Annotated in this window: 14 protein-coding genes; 7 read left to right on the top strand and 7 right to left on the bottom strand. The window is 42.1% G+C overall.

Features of this window, described 5'->3' with window-relative positions:
* Positions 1-3: 3 nt before the first annotated feature.
* The 5 genes from P162_RS17215 to P162_RS17240 form a co-directional block, all read right to left on the bottom strand.
* A complete protein-coding gene (locus P162_RS17215; protein ID WP_031429194.1) occupies positions 4-1005 on the bottom strand; it encodes an AAA family ATPase in 1002 nt (333 codons plus the stop codon).
* A 9-nt stretch (positions 1006-1014) separates the two neighbouring features.
* Positions 1015-1635 carry a DUF4159 domain-containing protein gene (locus P162_RS17220; RefSeq protein ID WP_031429196.1) on the bottom strand — a complete coding sequence of 207 codons (621 nt, stop codon included), beginning with the start codon at positions 1633-1635 and terminating at the stop codon, positions 1015-1017.
* A gap of 298 nt (positions 1636-1933) precedes the next feature.
* Positions 1934-3253, bottom strand: coding sequence for a TldD/PmbA family protein (locus P162_RS17230; protein WP_031429200.1), 1320 nt, complete (start codon positions 3251-3253; stop codon positions 1934-1936).
* Positions 3254-3282: 29 nt separating this feature from the next.
* Complete coding sequence (locus P162_RS17235; RefSeq protein WP_031429202.1) at positions 3283-4923, bottom strand: TldD/PmbA family protein; 1641 nt, start codon at positions 4921-4923, stop codon at positions 3283-3285.
* Between the two features lie 248 nt (positions 4924-5171).
* Positions 5172-6890 (bottom strand): kelch repeat-containing protein, encoded by a 1719-nt coding sequence (locus P162_RS17240; protein ID WP_164076285.1) that lies wholly within the window; start codon positions 6888-6890, stop codon positions 5172-5174.
* 204 nt (positions 6891-7094) lie between these two features.
* On the opposite strand from P162_RS17240, the gene P162_RS17245 reads away from it, so the two are divergent.
* From P162_RS17245 to P162_RS17255, 3 genes are all read left to right on the top strand, one after another.
* Positions 7095-8315 carry a sulfite oxidase gene (locus tag P162_RS17245; RefSeq protein ID WP_031429205.1) on the top strand — a complete coding sequence of 407 codons (1221 nt, stop codon included), beginning with the start codon at positions 7095-7097 and terminating at the stop codon, positions 8313-8315.
* Positions 8315-8794 carry a hypothetical protein gene (locus tag P162_RS17250; RefSeq protein ID WP_035917604.1) on the top strand — a complete coding sequence of 160 codons (480 nt, stop codon included), beginning with the start codon at positions 8315-8317 and terminating at the stop codon, positions 8792-8794. Before P162_RS17245 ends, P162_RS17250 begins: the two co-directional genes overlap by 1 nt.
* A 179-nt stretch (positions 8795-8973) precedes the next feature.
* Complete coding sequence (locus P162_RS17255; protein WP_051908155.1) at positions 8974-9339, top strand: hypothetical protein; 366 nt, start codon at positions 8974-8976, stop codon at positions 9337-9339.
* Positions 9340-9460: 121 nt separating this feature from the next.
* Here the strand turns inward: P162_RS17255 and P162_RS17260 are convergent, their stop codons facing one another.
* Both P162_RS17260 and P162_RS17265 read right to left on the bottom strand, forming a co-directional pair.
* On the bottom strand, positions 9461-10180 hold the full coding sequence (locus tag P162_RS17260) for a DUF3307 domain-containing protein (RefSeq protein ID WP_031429211.1): 720 nt from the start codon (positions 10178-10180) through the stop codon (positions 9461-9463).
* The gene (locus P162_RS17265) at positions 10177-10776 is read right to left on the bottom strand and encodes a SatD family protein (protein ID WP_031429213.1); all 600 of its coding nucleotides are present in this window, start codon (positions 10774-10776) and stop codon (positions 10177-10179) included. The genes P162_RS17260 and P162_RS17265 overlap by 4 nt, the downstream gene beginning before the upstream one ends.
* A gap of 371 nt (positions 10777-11147) precedes the next feature.
* Between P162_RS17265 and udk the strand changes: the two genes are divergently transcribed.
* The 4 genes from udk to scpA all read left to right on the top strand — a co-directional run bounded on the left by udk (position 11148) and on the right by scpA (position 15859).
* Positions 11148-11756 carry a uridine kinase gene (gene udk, locus P162_RS17270; RefSeq protein ID WP_031429214.1) on the top strand — a complete coding sequence of 203 codons (609 nt, stop codon included), beginning with the start codon at positions 11148-11150 and terminating at the stop codon, positions 11754-11756.
* Between the two features lie 108 nt (positions 11757-11864).
* Positions 11865-12140, top strand: coding sequence for an FtsB family cell division protein (locus P162_RS17275; protein WP_051908170.1), 276 nt, complete (start codon positions 11865-11867; stop codon positions 12138-12140).
* Positions 12133-13506, top strand: a complete 1374-nt coding sequence (locus tag P162_RS17280) for a methylmalonyl-CoA mutase subunit beta (protein ID WP_031429217.1) — start codon at positions 12133-12135, stop codon at positions 13504-13506. Before P162_RS17275 ends, P162_RS17280 begins: the two co-directional genes overlap by 8 nt.
* A 199-nt stretch (positions 13507-13705) precedes the next feature.
* A complete protein-coding gene (gene scpA / locus P162_RS17285; protein WP_031429218.1) occupies positions 13706-15859 on the top strand; it encodes a methylmalonyl-CoA mutase in 2154 nt (717 codons plus the stop codon).
* The last annotated feature ends 13 nt before the right edge of the window (positions 15860-15872 follow it).

Consider the following 15872-nt stretch of genomic DNA (forward strand, 5'->3'; position numbering starts at 1 on the left):
TTTTTAAGTGGAAATTGGCGTGTTTTTCAATAATTCCCGCGTCACATCATCAGATGTTATACCTTCTGCTTCTGCCCTGAAATTTACTATAATACGATGGCGAAGGACAGGATATGCCATCGTTTTTAGATCATCTGGCGTAACTGATAGTCGGCCTTGTGCGAGTGCCCGTGCTTTTGCGGTAAGTATCATGGCCTGACCAGCCCGCGGTCCCGCGCCCCAGCCTACCCATTCTTTGACGTAAGCGTTTGTTGAAGTTTCCGGTCGTGTAGCGCGTACAACCTTGCTCACAAAACCTACCAGGGCATCACTGATGGGAACTTCACGTACAAGTTCCTGCAGCCGCACGATCTCTTTACCCGTAAGTACTGGGTTGATCTTGCTATTTTCACTTCCGGTGGTATTTTTTAGGATGTGGGTTTCTTCTGCTTCGGTAGGGTAACCGATTTTTATATAGAGTAAAAAACGATCCTGCTGAGCTTCCGGCAATGGGAATGTTCCAGATTGCTCAATTGGATTTTGCGTGGCTAGAATAAAAAAGGGCTTATCAAGCGCATAGGTTTTGCCTGAATAGGTCACCTCAAATTCCTGCATTGCTTCCAGCAAAGCGGCCTGTGTCTTGGGTGGAGTTCGGTTGATCTCATCCGCCAGAATAATATTGGCAAAAATGGGACCTTTATTAAACTCAAAGAACTTTTTCCCTGTGGTATGGTCTTCTTCAAGGATTTCGGTACCTATAATATCTGAAGGCATGAGATCTGGAGTAAACTGAATGCGCCTAAAATCAAGATCAACAGCCTGGGATAACGTACGGATCATGAGCGTTTTTGCCAGACCAGGAACGCCTTCCAGCAGCGCATGGCCACGGGCAAGAAAGGTAATGAGCAGCTGCTCTATGGTATCTTCCTGGCCTATGATCACCTTGGCAATTTCCTGTCGCAAAGCTTCAAGCTTTCCAGTAAGTACATCAACTTCCTGTTCCAGTTCTTTTAATTGGGTATTCATGAATTTTATTTATGAGGTAAGTGCGTACATGACAATATTTACAGCAAAACGGGTATTGTCTTTTTTGTAAAAACGTTTATTCCTGAAGTCGTAATCCCACTCGCAACCGTAATCTTTATTGCTGTAAAGGACTCCTATACGATCCTTGATCATAATGGCTTTTAAATAATCGTGCACAAGATCATCCCCCCAGCCATTCAACTCTTGTGATGTTGTGGGCGGGCCATCTTCAAAATCAAAAAAAATAGAATAAAGTTCGTGATCATTGGGGATTTTCTGAAGTGCCTTTGCACCAAACAATTCTTCCATTTGATTTTCAAAAGACTTGGCAAAAAGTCCGTCAATGTCATGATTGCAATCATCTGCAAAGACAAAACCGCCGTTTTCGACGTATTTTTTGAAGTTTTCACGCTCTTTTTGACTGAATTGAACCAATTTATGACCGGTTATATAACAAAATGGTGAAGCAAAAATATCCTCACTGCTTAAGGTAATGATATGTTCCTGTTTGTCAACCGCCAGTGTGGTATATTCCACAAGTGAATTGAGCAGATTAGACGGCATGCGCTGATCGACATCCCAGTCGCCGGACTCATATTGTAAGCGGGTAAAAAAGAATTCGTTGTTCAATTTATATTATTCTATTTCCTTAATAAGAAGAACTTTTGAAAAGTCTCAGTTCCGTTAGTTTAAACGCTTTTACTCCGTTCTTGGGCGTTTCCCCGCGGGCTGGGCTTTACATGGCAATCTTTATAAATAAAGCTTTTCCAAAGTTTGAAACTTTGGAAAAGCTAATATGTACTGTAAATAGCAACTTTTCGATACATTTTAATTCCGCTAACGCTACATTTAAAAACACTCTAAATGACAAATTTATAACAAACTGTCAATTCGAGTGCGCGACGTCAGGAGTGCTTATCGAGAACCTTTAAACCGCGTCAGATAAACTGGTAAAACTAAAGTCCCTGATTTTCATATACGGAATGAGATTTCCACCCACGCGAACTTGTTTCCCAAGTTCTTCCAGGTTGTTGAGCATGATAATAGGGCTTTCGTTAAAACGGAAGTTTTTAATAGGATAGCGAATTTCACCATTCTCGATATAAAAAGTCCCATCACGGGTAAGACCTGTAAAAAGTAAACTTTGTGGATCTACAGAGCGAATGTACCAGAAACGGGTTACCAAAATCCCTTTTTTCGTGTTCTTGATCATTTCCTCAAGGGAAGAATCCCCACCGGCCATGATAAAATTACCGGGATAAGGCACCGCTTCTTTTCCCTGTTTTTCGGCCCAATATCGACTATAAGCGAGATTTTTTACGATTCCATTTTCAATCCAGTCCATTTTTTTGAGTGGAAGTCCCTCGCCGTCCCAGGTTGCCGTAGGAACTTCTGTATTGCGGGGATCTGACCAAATATGTACGCGATCGTCTACAATTTTCTGACCCATTTTAGTGCCTTCCCCATCTTTAGAAGACATGAAACTACGGCCTTCATCTGCGGTACGCGCATCAAAAGCGCCAAACATCCTGCCTAGTAATTCTTCTCCCGCAGCCGGTTCAAGAATTACCGTGTAGCGGCCTGGCTCAATAGCCTTGGCCTCGCGCGACATTACCGCTTTGTCTACGGCGGTTTTTGCCGCTTCATCAGGATCAAATTTTGTGATATCGTTGAAATCACGTGTTACCCAGCCCGAACCGGTACCATCATTCGTGCGCATGGTAATTGTAAAATCTACATCGGTACTCTTATTGTAGGCAAAAAGTCCGTTACTATTTAATAGTGCCCTAAATCCTGTAGAATCATCTAAAAATCCGGCTGCGGTAACATCGTTTTGACTTGCGGGGGTAATACTGCTTTCAGCGACTTTTGCGCGGAATTCCGGCGTTACGTCTGCGGTTGCCTGAACAAAAGTTACCGCGTCATCGTAGGTCTGTGAACCCAAGGGCTGCATAAATTCCGGATTTTCCGGGGAAAGTTGGGCAAGTTCTTCCGCCCTGCGCACCACCTTTTCAAGGGATGCATCATCAAATTCATCAATGGTTGCTGATCCTGATTTTTTTCCGAAACTGGATTGCACGCCCAGCGACTGGTTGGAGCGATGTCCAGATGTGGAAACGCTATTTCGCGCATAGCGGATATTTCCGCTTTCACTGCCAGTTAAACTTATTGAGCAGGAGTCTGCCTTAGAAAAGCTAAGCGCTTTTTCCATGATCTTCCTGGCTTCTTCTTCTGTATATATTGCCATTGTCTTTTGCTGATTTTTATGATAGAAAGTTAGACGTTGCGACCGGTATTGATCACGTTAACATCGTTGAAACGGGCGGTAGAACTGCCGTGGGAAACCGCGCTCACCTGCGACGGCTGACCTTTACCGTCAAAGAAGGAACCAAAAAGGCGATAATCATCCTTATCGCACACTTTTACACAGCTGTTCCAGAATTCTTGGGTATTGGACTGGTAGGCCACATCATTGAGCATACCCACGATCTCTCCATCCTTGATTTCGTAAAAAACCGTTCCTCCAAATTGGAAATTGTACCGTTGCTGATCTATGGAATACGAGCCGCGACCGGCGATATAAATTCCTTTTTCTACATCTTTGATCATTTCAGCGGCAGACAGTTTTTCTTTTCCAGGTTCCAGGGATACATTTGGCATCCTTTGAAATTGAACATCATTCCAACTTTCAGCATAACAACATCCATTGGACTCGTCTTCATTGAGCATGTGCGCCTGATCGCGTATCGCCTGATAGTTCACCAGTACACCATCGCGAATAAGGTCCCATTGTTTTGTTTTAACCCCTTCATCATCCCAACCTACATTGCCCAGTGTGTTGGGCTGTGTTTTATCTGCAACGATACTTACCTTCTCGCTTCCATATTTAAAATCGCCAGATTTCCACTTATCCAACGTTGCAAAACTGGTTCCTGCATAATTCGCTTCATAGCCTAAAACGCGATCCAGTTCTAAGGGATGCCCTACAGATTCATGTATGGTCAGGCCAAGGTGGTTAGGTTCAAGAACCAAATCATATTTACCGGGATCAACTGATTTTGCAGTAAGCATTTCTTTGGCCTGTTGCGCAGCGATCGTGGCATCTTCAACCATATCGTAGCTGTTTTTATACAACTTAAGCGTACCGGGACCGTCCAGTTTTTCTGAATCGAGACCATCAAGATATTCATAGCCCATACCCACGGGAGCGCTTAGCGCCTGTCGGGATTTAAAAGTATTTGTAGCGCGATCTATGGCCGTAACATCAAATGTGGGCCAGATGCGATAGATATCCTGATCAATATAAGAACCTTCGGTAGAGGCAAAATATTTCTGCTCATTGACCATGAACATAGAAGAATTCACAAAATCAGCCCCATTGTCCATTGCAGCTTTATTTGCGCTAAGCAATAGATCCACTTTTTCTGAAACGGGAACTTCCTTAAAGTCTTTTTTAATGGGTGTTTTCCAGGAAACTTCGCCAAAAGAACCTACGGGCGCCAGTTGCACCGGTTCCTTCTGAATACGCGCATTTGCTTTTGCGATCGCCACGGCCTGATCAGTGGCTTTTTTGATGCCATCTTCGGTGACGCTGTTTGTGGATGCAAAACCCCATGTACCGTCAGCGATCACGCGAATACCGATACCGAAGGATTCTGTATTCACCACGTTTTGCACTTTATCCTCACGGGTAAAGACATACTGGTTGAGGTAGCGGCCTATACGTGCATCTGCGTAGGTTGCGCCCAGTGATTTTGCCGTATTCAAGGCTACATCAGCCATTTTTTTCTTTAAAACAAGATCCATCCCAGGATCAAGCAGCGCTTCCGCGGAAATGGAATTACCCATCATGCCAGACGGTAGCATCAATGCTCCCGCACCAAGGCCTGCGAGTTGTACAAAATTTCTTCTTTTCATGTAGTTGTGGTTTTTAGGATGAATAAAGTAGCTGTATACTGTATTTTGTGGTTTAGAGTGTTATTCCGGAAAAAGGTTTAATCAGATATTTTCTAATATTCTCAAACTTTATCGAAAATAGCAAAGAAAAGCTCAAACATAATAAGAATATAAGTACTATTCTAAGTCTTTTCGATTCGGAAAATTATAATTGAATAATTACAGATTTGTTGGGCTTCAAATTATATATCCATAACAGAATGGAGATTTTATTGAATTAATAGCCGTTTAGTAATAATAGCGCCACTGGTGGTTGTAAGTTTCAACATATAAAATCCGGCAGAAAACTGAGAAATCGGTAACTGATAGTTGTATTCAGCGCGGTTACGTTCTATAGCAAAGTCCTCCAGCTTTTTTCCATTCATATCATAAATGGCAATTGCAGAAAGTTCCAAATCCCGGTCTTTTCTTGAAATAAAAAGGCTGTTTTTAGCAGGATTTGGGTAGATTTTAATGCTTTCTGGGCCGTTTTTTCGGCCATTTTGAACATTTTCCAAACCTAAAATTGATTCTGGTAAGGCAGCTAAATAGGTTGTACGCGAATTATTTCCTCCGGAAGCATAAAGTTTTCCATCAATTCCCCCTCCTACGATCGAGAAGCGCCTGGCCGGTAGATCTGTAAATTGCTTCCAGGTATTGGTTTCTGGATGGTAGGCATAAACCGAAGCATAGGGCGTTGCATTGTGCACAATCTGCCCGCCGATGGAATAAATATAATCCCCGTAAACAAATACGGAAGCATGGATGTGATTTAAAGGTTGGGGCATATCAGAAAGTTGCGTCCAGGTGTTGGTTTCAGGATCGTAGCGGTGCACATCATCCTGAGGAACAAGTTCTTCATCATGTTCCTTTTGCCCACCAAAAACATAAAGCTGACCATTAAAAACCGCCGAACCAATATGGTTTCTGGGGTTTGGCATAGCCGAAAGATAGCTCCAGCCCGAGCTTAAATCATTGAGATCAAGCACCAGCAGATCGCCCTGATCTTCCGTGCGTGCCCTGTTAGTACCGGCCACATAATACAACTTATCCGCAATAAATTCCAACGCCCCGGCAGAACGGTCTATGGGCAACGAGGGAAGTTCTTCATAACGATCTTCGGCAACTATATATTTGTAAACCCGGCGCGCACCAAATTGCTGTGCGTTCCCGCTGGCATCTGCAGCATAACCGGCAGCGATATAAATATCTGTTCCGTCATCTGTCCAACCCATATGTGTAGCCCCTCCCCCACCTGAATTGCTCGCCATGGGCGGCATATCAGCCAGGCGTGACCAGGAATTTGCATTGGCATCAAGCGTAAAAACGGATGCTTTAGGGGCGAATTTGGATGTAAAACCGCCAAAAACGAACAACTTTTCATTTATTACCCCGCCCGTTGCTTCACTATGTCCCTGGGGATGATTTGCGACAGTTTCCCAATCCAGCGCTAAAGTTTCGGTAATGGTAACTTCCATTTCCGTGATATTTATCGTTATGGAAGATGATGCTTTTTCTCCGCTTGCGTCAGTAATTTCAACTTCTAAGACGATAGGTCCAAGACCGGAAAGCAGGTATTTAGGATTGTCAACGCTGAGAAGGCCTGTTTCCGCATTCAGTGAAAAAACGCTCATAGCGTTGTATTCGGGATCTTGAAAAGAGTCTCCCCTGGGAGGATTGGAGTCTTTATAAAACGTAGCACTAAGAATGGAATAATCGGTTATTCCCCCTTCCGCAGTAGCGGAAATAGTTCCTACATTTGTTCCACTTGCGCTCCCTTCTACTATGCTAAAACTTTGATCTTCTACAACGGGGGCAACCACCGCATTTAGATACATACTACGAGGACTTTCGGTTCCTGCAAATCCGGGTACAGGGCTAAAAAGTCCTATAAACAGGCAAAATAGAAGATAATGGCTGTCGTTTTTAAAGAAGTAAATCTGTTTCATAAAATTGGTTGAAGGTTGGTTCTTTTCCAAAAATAAAGAATGTTTCTTTGAATTTTGAATATTAATTCACTTTAGGTTTTTTAAAAATCTTATTATTAAACCTTAAGAATGCATTGAAGTTCTTTTTATCTTTCGATAAACCGCTAATTCACGGTTTATAGCTTAAATCGCCAATTAATTTCAGTTGAGCATACCGTAAATCCTATGAAAAGACGTCGCTTCGTACAAAAGAGTACTTTGGTTTACCTTTCTACCTTGCTAGGGACAGATATCGTTTTTGGTAAAATAATGCCGGCGGACTATACTCCGGTAGCGCTGCAGGATCCAGATCCTTTCAAGATGTTCAATAAAGATTCTGAAATGGAAATCCTCAACGATAAACCCTGGAACATAGAGTCAAAAGCGCATTTATTAAACGATGCGGTAACACCGAATAAATACATGTTTATTCGGAATAATGGGCGTATTCCGGAAGAAATTGACGAGGACAAATGGAAAGTGCATTTTGATGGGGAATCCATTATGGAGGAAACCACATTTACCCTGAAGGAACTAAAAGAAAATTTTAAGCACCATACCTATCAACTTACGTTAGAATGCGGCGGAAATGGGCGCAGCGAGTTCAATCCACCAGCGAAGGGCAATCAATGGTCTACGGGCGCGGTTTCCTGCGCTACCTGGACGGGAATTAGATTAAGGGATGTGCTGAAACATGTGGGCGTGAAAGAAGATGCAGTTTATCTAGGCTACCATGCGGCAGATACGCATTTAAGCGGCGATCCCTCTAAAGAGCCCATCTCACGGGGTGTGCCCATGCAAAAAGCCTATCAGGAAGAAACCTTACTTGCCTTTAAAATGAACGGTGATAAAATTCCTCTGGCACATGGATTTCCCATACGACTGGTCGCCGGGGGCTGGCCGGCTTCCGCTTCCGGGAAATGGATCAACCGCATCAGTATACGCAACATCGTACACGATGGGGCAAAAATGGGTGGCGATTCTTATCGCGTGCCCCGTAATCCTGTTGAACCTGGCGCTGTGGTTGAGGATAAAGATATGCGCATTATTGAGTCCATGCCGGTAAAATCATTGATTACGTATCCAAAATCTGGTGCGATATTAACTTTAGGCCAAACCTTAAATATTTCCGGACACGCATGGGCAGGCGAACTTGAAGTGAGCGCGATGGAATATTCAATTGATTTTGGCGCAACATGGACTAAAGCACAACTGCAAAAACCAGTAAACCGTCTGGCCTGGCAGCAATTTTCGGCTAAAGTCAGTTTTCCGAAAAAAGGATATTATGAAGTCTGGGCAAAAGCGACAGATGCGAACGGAAATAGCCAACCCATGGTCGTCCCCGGATGGAATCCCAAAGGATATTTAAACAATGCCTGCCACAGGATAGCGGTAAAAATAAGCTGATGGAAAGTCGTAAACAGAATAAACCGTTTTATAAGAACACTAAAATACTATTTCTTCTGGGAGGCTTGATTACGGTAGTAGTCCTACTCTTTTTTCTTTCAGGTGATGATGGGTCGCATTTTTTTAAAATCACGACTACACAAGATTCAACTTCTGTCAAAAAAGATAACGCTTCGCCAGATGAGTATAATAAAATCGTAGATGGGATTCATTTAAGAACTGGGCTGGTCGAAGCTGATGGTCTTATGACCGTGGTAAATAACTGTACCAATTGCCATTCTTCAAAACTTATCGTTCAAAACAGAATGGATGAAGAACGATGGAAAGCGACCATAAAATGGATGCAGGAAACTCAAAATCTATGGGATCTGGGCGAAAATGAGCAAATTATTATTGATTATCTGGTTACCAATTATCCGCCAGAAGAAAAAGGAAGGCGACCAAATCTTGAAAATATTGAATGGTATCAACTTAACTAAACAATACCACTTCGGTTTTATAGCTATTTAAAGTTGTATTAAGCGATCACTACTTATTCCATCATTTATGTTTTCGAGAAGAAAAACCATGTTAGCCTTAACTTTTTCTTATAACATTTAGTGTCAAATTCTGTTATTTTTGTAAAATAACAACCTTTCAACTACTAAAACATCAATTTATGGCACTTAAAACTTATTTTATCGCAATATTAGGTTTATTTTCAGTCTTTTCGAATTATGATGAACATGAGGTTAAAAACATTGATTTAGAGATGATTGCACAAACCATGGAATACCATTTGGTTTTACCAGATTCAGGTGTTTTTAAAAGCATAGACGTCCCAAAAAAGAACTTTATTATCAAACGTGGCGGCATCGCAGATATGGATACGCTTCACGGGGTTCACGTTATCATAAAAGAAGAAAAAAAGGATGGTAAAGTCACTTTGGCAAGAAAAGATGGCAAGCACTTTTTTAATGCATTTCCTGTACTTCATGCAGATCTTGAAAGTGCTTTAGCTACGGGAGAACTCGTAAAGAAATAGGAAACAGAACCTTTTAAGTTTAGATTTTCTTATTTATAAAATAAGCCGTGGGCTGCAATGTGATTTACCGCATCAAGCCCACGGCCTTTTTTATGTTCTTTTTAAGCACGTTTTATACTATTTAAATATAATTGAGCAGATATTTATAAAACAAGGCCGTTAAGATGGCAAGGCCAAAACTCATAAGCGTTCCTATTAAGATATATTCGGTGAGTTTCCTGTCTTTTGCGCGGTTGAGGTCGCTGAACCTAAAAACCGATTTTGCTGTAATCAGCAGTCCTATTGCGCTCCATTGATTGAGTATAATAAACCCAAAGACAAACAAACGTTCCAGCATTCCTATATATTTCCCTGCATTTTTCAGCGATCCTTCCGCAGGGTTTTCTTCGGTTACTTCCCACCTGCTCAATACTATTTTCATCAAAATTGCCGACACGTACGAGGTGAAGAGAATTGCGAGCGCCAGCAACAATACTTCCGCAGAATATAGTTTTTGCAGCGTTAGTGTATAGGGATGAAGAATATAGACCACGAGCGCAATCACGAGCAAATGTGCTATTTGATCCAGGGCAAAAAGCATCCTTGAATTCAACTTAGCGTTCAGATTTAGCTTCACGAGATCAATAAGGAGATGACTGAGTACGATGAGCAATATATACGGCCAGTAGGAAAAATCAAATTCAAGCACCACCAGAAGTGCCACTAAATGTACAAGCCCGTGCAGGTAAAAATACCTGGATTTGTGTTTATGATCTCTTTTTCCCGCTACCCAGTGATCTGGCTGAAATACAAAATCACCTACTATATGCGCGATCAACAATTTTACGGCTAGAAGAATCATAGTTGGGCAATTTGCGCTTTATAATAATCATTTAAGCTCATTATTTCTTCAAAACCACCTCTTTTTAAGGCTTCGCTTATATTGCTTTGGGATTTATCAAGCATTTTCGCAATGGTTTTCTGGTTCTTTTTTGGGTTTTCTATCGTGGTTTTAATTACTTCGGCCACTGTGCCGCTCCAGTGATCTGCAACAAGCAACGCGAGGCCAAGCATAATATTTACCGGTTTATCCATATGTTCCTGATCTGATCGTATCGCAAGGGTTTGTTTTTTCAAGGTTTCAAAACATTCACCAGACCTAACGTACGCAGACCCATTAGCCTCCGTGATTTTCATAGGGCTATATGCTTCCTCACCTATACCAATGGCTATCCTTACATCTTGAGATTTAGTCTGCTTGATCGCCGCTTTGATGTGCATGGCTGCCACTAACGCATTTTCAGGATCTAGGGCCAGTTGAAAACTGTCTCCCCTGTATAATTCCCAGTCTGTAGGTTCTGTACCGTATTGATCAAGGGTTTCTTTAAGATAATTGATCCACGCTCCTACCTCGCCCTCCCTGGAATTAATAATATCACCGGTTAAAATCGCTCTCATAATGAAATTCTATATCTGCTCTATAGCAGATATGTAAATATATCTGTTTAAAAGCAGATATCATCAATTATCTGTAAAAAAGCAGATATTTGTGAATATCGTATAATAAGCAGATATTCCTATTTTAATGTTCAAACACAAATTAAAATAACGTGCAGAAAAACATACAAAAAACAATCCTTCAAAATTGAAATGGAAAACTAAAGATAATGGAATTATATAAATACAAACGCTATCAGATATTAATACTTTTAACTTCCTTTCTAAAGAAAACCAATTGCAGTTGCCTGTTCGTAAAAAGCGAGTGATAAACCTCTTTTCGCGTACGCGGAACACTTAGGTTTATTAAATTTGCCGTCAAACAACACACTATGCTCATAATTGGGATCGCAGGCGGCACCGGAAGTGGAAAGACCACCGTGGTCAATCAAATCGTAGATGAACTACCGGAAGGTGAGGTCACCGTGATCTCGCAGGATTCCTACTATAAGGAAACCTCGCATTTATCCTACGAGGAGCGGGTAAAGATCAACTTTGACCACCCACGGGCAATAGACTTTGCATTGCTCTGCAAGCATCTGGAACAACTGCGCGCCGGCGAAGCCATACAACAGCCCGTGTATTCTTTTGTAAAGCACAACCGCACCAGCGATGTGGTCATCACGCAACCTCGCAAAGTGGTTATTGTAGAGGGGATTTTAATACTTACACATCCTGAAATACGCGAACTTTTTGATATCAAAATCTTTGTTCATGCTGATTCTGACGAGCGTCTCATTCGCCGTTTAAAACGCGATATCGCAGAGCGTGGCAGGGATCTTGAAGAAGTTCTGGGCCGCTACCAGAATACCCTCAAACCCATGCACCAGCAGTTTATAGAACCTACTAAGGAGTTCGCAGACCTTATAATCCCGAACAACCGCTTTAACAATGTGGCCATAGAAATTGTACGAACGATTATAAATCAGCGTTTAGTATAATAAAATCAGTTAAAAAGCCTATCTTTTTGACCTCAAAACCCCCAAATCTTGACATTCTATAAAAAATTACGACAAAAAAAATGGTTCCGCATCTTTGGCAATACCTACATGCTGATTTTGCTCATTTTTGGAATCTGGATGCTTTTTTTTGATGCAAATTCGTGGCTTATCCATGACGAACTTGATAAGGAAATAGACAAACTAGAAGGTAATAAAGCTTATTTTCAGAAAGAAATCCAGAGTGACCGCAACCAGATTACCAAGTTAGAAAACAGCGAGGAGCTGGAACGTTTTGCGCGGGAAGAATACTTAATGAAGAAAGACGGCGAAGAGATATTCATTATAGAATATGAAGATAGCCTGCAAACAAAAAACGATGAGTAAATCCTTATTTTCTGAGTTTGAACCCGTTTCGGCTAAGGCTTTTAAACAAAAAATACAGGTTGATTTAAATGGTGAGGACTATAACGATAGCGTAATCTGGCATTCTCCCGAAGGGATCGATGTAAAACCTTTTTATCATCGCGAAGACCTGAAGGAATTTCCCGCAATTCCCGGCCAACCTTCAACCTGGAACATTGCCGAAGAAATTTTTGTACTTGATCCTAAAATTTCGGCAAAAACGGCAAATGATTCCGTAGAAAAAGGCGCCAGCGCACTACTATTTAAAGCCGAAAAAACCTTCAAAATCACCGATTTATTGACTAAAATCGATAATAAATCGATTCCTGTTTATTTAAACCTTTCCTTCCTGGATGTTGAATTTTATGCCGATTTAATGAAGGCTGCACAACAAAATGGGCAGAATCTTTATTTAAATATAGATATTATAGGCAATCTCGCCATTACAGGAAACTGGTTTGAAAATTTGGAGAAAGACTTTAAAAATGTTGGTCAACTCCTTACTTTTTCAAATAATAATAGAAATAATACCATTCTAAGTATAAACTCAGGATTATATCAAAATGCCGGGACAACGATTGTTCAGGAACTTGCTTACGCCCTGGCGCACGCCAATGAATATTTGAATCACTTTAGTGAAAATCTGAAAAGTAGCACGCTTACTTTTCAAATAGCCGTGGGCGGAAATTATTTTTTTGAAATTGCAAAAATCCGTGCCCTGCGGCTGCTTTATGCGACGCTCGCAGCAGAATATGACCTCCCAAAAACCTGCCACATTATCGCCACGCCTTCCCGCCGTAACAAGGTGATTTATGACTACAATACAAATATGTTGCGCACCACTACAGAATGTATGAGTGCGGTGCTGGGTGGTGCCAATACGGTTTTGAAGATGCCCTACGACGCGCTATATCACAAAACCAATACGTTTGGACAACGCATTTCACGCAATCAATTGCTGATTTTAAAGGAAGAAAGTTATTTTGATGTTACCGGAAACCCCGCAGATGGGACCTATTATATAGAATCCCTCACAAAGCAATTGGCTGAAAAAAGCCTGGACCTTTTCAAAGAAATAGAACGCGGCGACGGATTTCTAAAACAATTAAAATCTGGTCAAATACAGCAGAAAATCAGGGAAAGTGCTCAAAAAGAACAGGAGCTGTTTGATAGGAATGAAAAAACACTTTTGGGTACGAACAAACATCCCAATCCTGAAGATAAGATGAAACACAATCTTGAACTGTACCCATTTATAAAACAAAATCCCAGAAAAACACTCATTGCGCCCATAATTGCAAGAAGATTGGCTGAAAAATTGGAGCAGGAAAGACTGCAAAAAGAATAATCCCCCTAACCCCAAAAGGGGGAACTCGTTTCTTGCGGGAACGACCTGCAAGGTATTCCGCGAGGAACGAGCGGTTCCTTGTAGGTCTTAGCAGAGTTGAAAGTAATCGGAAGTTCAATATTACAGCGCATGGTCTTTTGATGCGATCCCGAGCTGTTTCGGGATGAAGTAAAGACGGTATTTGATTTTAAAGAAATTCATGAAGAAAAGAAAAGACATATCGAATTTAAAAATTCAGCAAAAATCATTTTCTGAAACAGATAGTTTTGATACGCACCATTCCGAATCCAATAAGAACGCTGAAGAAATTGATATCAAAAGAAAGTATTCCGCAGAAGATATTTCAGATTTTGAACATTTGGATTTTGCCGCCGGTATTCCACCTTATTTGCGCGGTCCCTACAGCACAATGTATGTACGACGCCCGTGGACAATACGCCAATACGCTGGTTTTTCTACCGCGGAAGACAGCAATGCCTTTTACCGCCGCAATTTAAAAGCGGGTCAAAAAGGGCTTTCCGTAGCTTTTGACCTTGCCACACACCGCGGTTACGACAGTGATCACGAGCGTGTGGAAGGCGATGTGGGCAAGGCCGGTGTGGCGATAGATACGGTTGAGGATATGAAAATCCTTTTTGACCAGATCCCGCTGGAAAAGATGTCGGTTTCCATGACCATGAACGGCGCGGTATTGCCCATCATGGCCTTTTATATCGTAGCCGCAGAAGAACAGGGGGTCAATCCTGAGCAGCTGCAAGGCACGATTCAGAATGATATTTTAAAGGAATTTATGGTTCGGAATACTTATATCTATCCGCCAGAACCTTCCATGCGCATCATTTCGGATATATTTGAATACGCTTCGGAAAAAATGCCAAGTTTTAATTCTATTTCTATTTCCGGCTATCACATGCAGGAAGCTGGTGCCACGGCAGATATTGAATTGGCCTACACCCTCGCTGACGGACTCGAATACATCAAAACCGGGATTGCCGCAGGAATGAAAATTGATGATTTTGCGCCTCGTCTTTCCTTTTTCTGGGGCATTGGCATGAACCATTTCATGGAAATCGCAAAAATGCGTGCTGCACGCATGTTGTGGGCAAAATTAGTAAGTAGATTTAATCCGAAAAGTAAAAAATCCCTTTCCCTGCGCACACATTGCCAGACCAGCGGCTGGAGTCTTACGGAGCAAGATCCTTTTAACAACGTGGCGCGGACCACCATAGAAGCGGCCGCAGCTGTTTTTGGTGGAACCCAAAGCCTGCACACCAATGCGCTGGATGAAGCCATTGCCCTGCCTACCGATTTTTCGGCAAGGATTGCCAGGAATACGCAGATCTATCTTCAGGATGAAACCGCCATTACAAAGACAGTAGATCCCTGGGCGGGTAGTTATTATGTGGAAAACCTTACCCATGAGATTGCACAAAAAGCATGGACACTCATTGAAGAAGTAGAAGCACTAGGCGGAATGACCAAAGCGATAGAAAAAGGAATTCCAAAACTGCGTATTGAGGAAGCCGCTGCGCGCAAGCAAGCCCGCATTGACAGCGGTCAGGACGTCATTGTGGGGATCAACAAATACCGACTGGAAAAAGAAGATGATCTTCAAATTCTGGAAGTCGATAACGCCGCGGTCAGGAAATCGCAACTAGAACGCCTCAAATCTGTTAAGGAAAACCGGGACGATAAAGCAGTCAAAAAGGCTTTAAAACAGCTTATTGAAGGTGCAAAATCAAATGAAAATCTATTAAATCTTGCCGTGAATGCAGCCCGAAAAAGGGCTACTTTAGGAGAGATTTCTACCGCTCTGGAAGAAGTTTTTGGTAGGTATAAAGCAGAAATTAAATCTTTTAGCGGAGTTTATAGTAAAGAGATGAAACAAGATCCCACATTTGCCAAAGCGCGCGAACTCGCCAATAATTTCGCCGAACTAGAAGGCCGTCGTCCCCGTATTATGATTGCAAAAATGGGTCAGGATGGCCACGATCGCGGTGCAAAAGTCGTCGCCACCGGCTACGCAGATGTTGGCTTTGACGTTGATATTGGTCCGCTATTTCAAACACCAAAAGAAGCGGCACAACAAGCGGTGGAAAACGATGTCCATGTGCTGGGCATTTCCTCGTTGGCCGGAGGTCATAAAACGCTGGTTCCCCAAGTGATCCAAAAGCTTAAGGAACTGGATCGCGAGGACATTATGGTCATCGTGGGCGGCGTAATCCCGCAACAAGATTACGATTATCTTTTTGATGCTGGTGCGGTTGCGGTTTTTGGCCCGGGGACCAAGATCAGCGAAGCTGCTATCGGGATTTTAGAGGTTTTGATGAGCAGCTTTGATTCTCAGGGATAAATGACAAAATATA

Origin of the sequence: Flavimarina sp. Hel_I_48 (assembly GCF_000733945.1) — a bacterium.
Taxonomy (GTDB): Bacteria; Bacteroidota; Bacteroidia; order Flavobacteriales; family Flavobacteriaceae; genus Leeuwenhoekiella.

Excerpts from the sequence above, each read along its gene's own strand:
- udk (WP_031429214.1), top strand. The coding sequence starts at position 11,148 with ATGCTCATAATTGGGATCGCAGGCGGCACCGGAAGTGGAAAGACCACC.
- P162_RS17265 (WP_031429213.1), bottom strand. The coding sequence starts at position 10,776 with ATGAGAGCGATTTTAACCGGTGATATTATTAATTCCAGGGAGGGCGAG.
- P162_RS17240 (WP_164076285.1), bottom strand. The coding sequence starts at position 6,890 with ATGAAACAGATTTACTTCTTTAAAAACGACAGCCATTATCTTCTATTT.
- P162_RS17255 (WP_051908155.1), top strand. The coding sequence starts at position 8,974 with ATGGCACTTAAAACTTATTTTATCGCAATATTAGGTTTATTTTCAGTC.
- scpA (WP_031429218.1), top strand. The coding sequence starts at position 13,706 with ATGAAGAAAAGAAAAGACATATCGAATTTAAAAATTCAGCAAAAATCA.
- P162_RS17215 (WP_031429194.1), bottom strand. The coding sequence starts at position 1,005 with ATGAATACCCAATTAAAAGAACTGGAACAGGAAGTTGATGTACTTACT.
- P162_RS17250 (WP_035917604.1), top strand. The coding sequence starts at position 8,315 with ATGGAAAGTCGTAAACAGAATAAACCGTTTTATAAGAACACTAAAATA.
- P162_RS17235 (WP_031429202.1), bottom strand. The coding sequence starts at position 4,923 with ATGAAAAGAAGAAATTTTGTACAACTCGCAGGCCTTGGTGCGGGAGCA.
- P162_RS17260 (WP_031429211.1), bottom strand. The coding sequence starts at position 10,180 with ATGATTCTTCTAGCCGTAAAATTGTTGATCGCGCATATAGTAGGTGAT.
- P162_RS17280 (WP_031429217.1), top strand. The coding sequence starts at position 12,133 with ATGAGTAAATCCTTATTTTCTGAGTTTGAACCCGTTTCGGCTAAGGCT.
- P162_RS17245 (WP_031429205.1), top strand. The coding sequence starts at position 7,095 with ATGAAAAGACGTCGCTTCGTACAAAAGAGTACTTTGGTTTACCTTTCT.
- P162_RS17275 (WP_051908170.1), top strand. The coding sequence starts at position 11,865 with ATGCTGATTTTGCTCATTTTTGGAATCTGGATGCTTTTTTTTGATGCA.
- P162_RS17230 (WP_031429200.1), bottom strand. The coding sequence starts at position 3,253 with ATGGCAATATATACAGAAGAAGAAGCCAGGAAGATCATGGAAAAAGCG.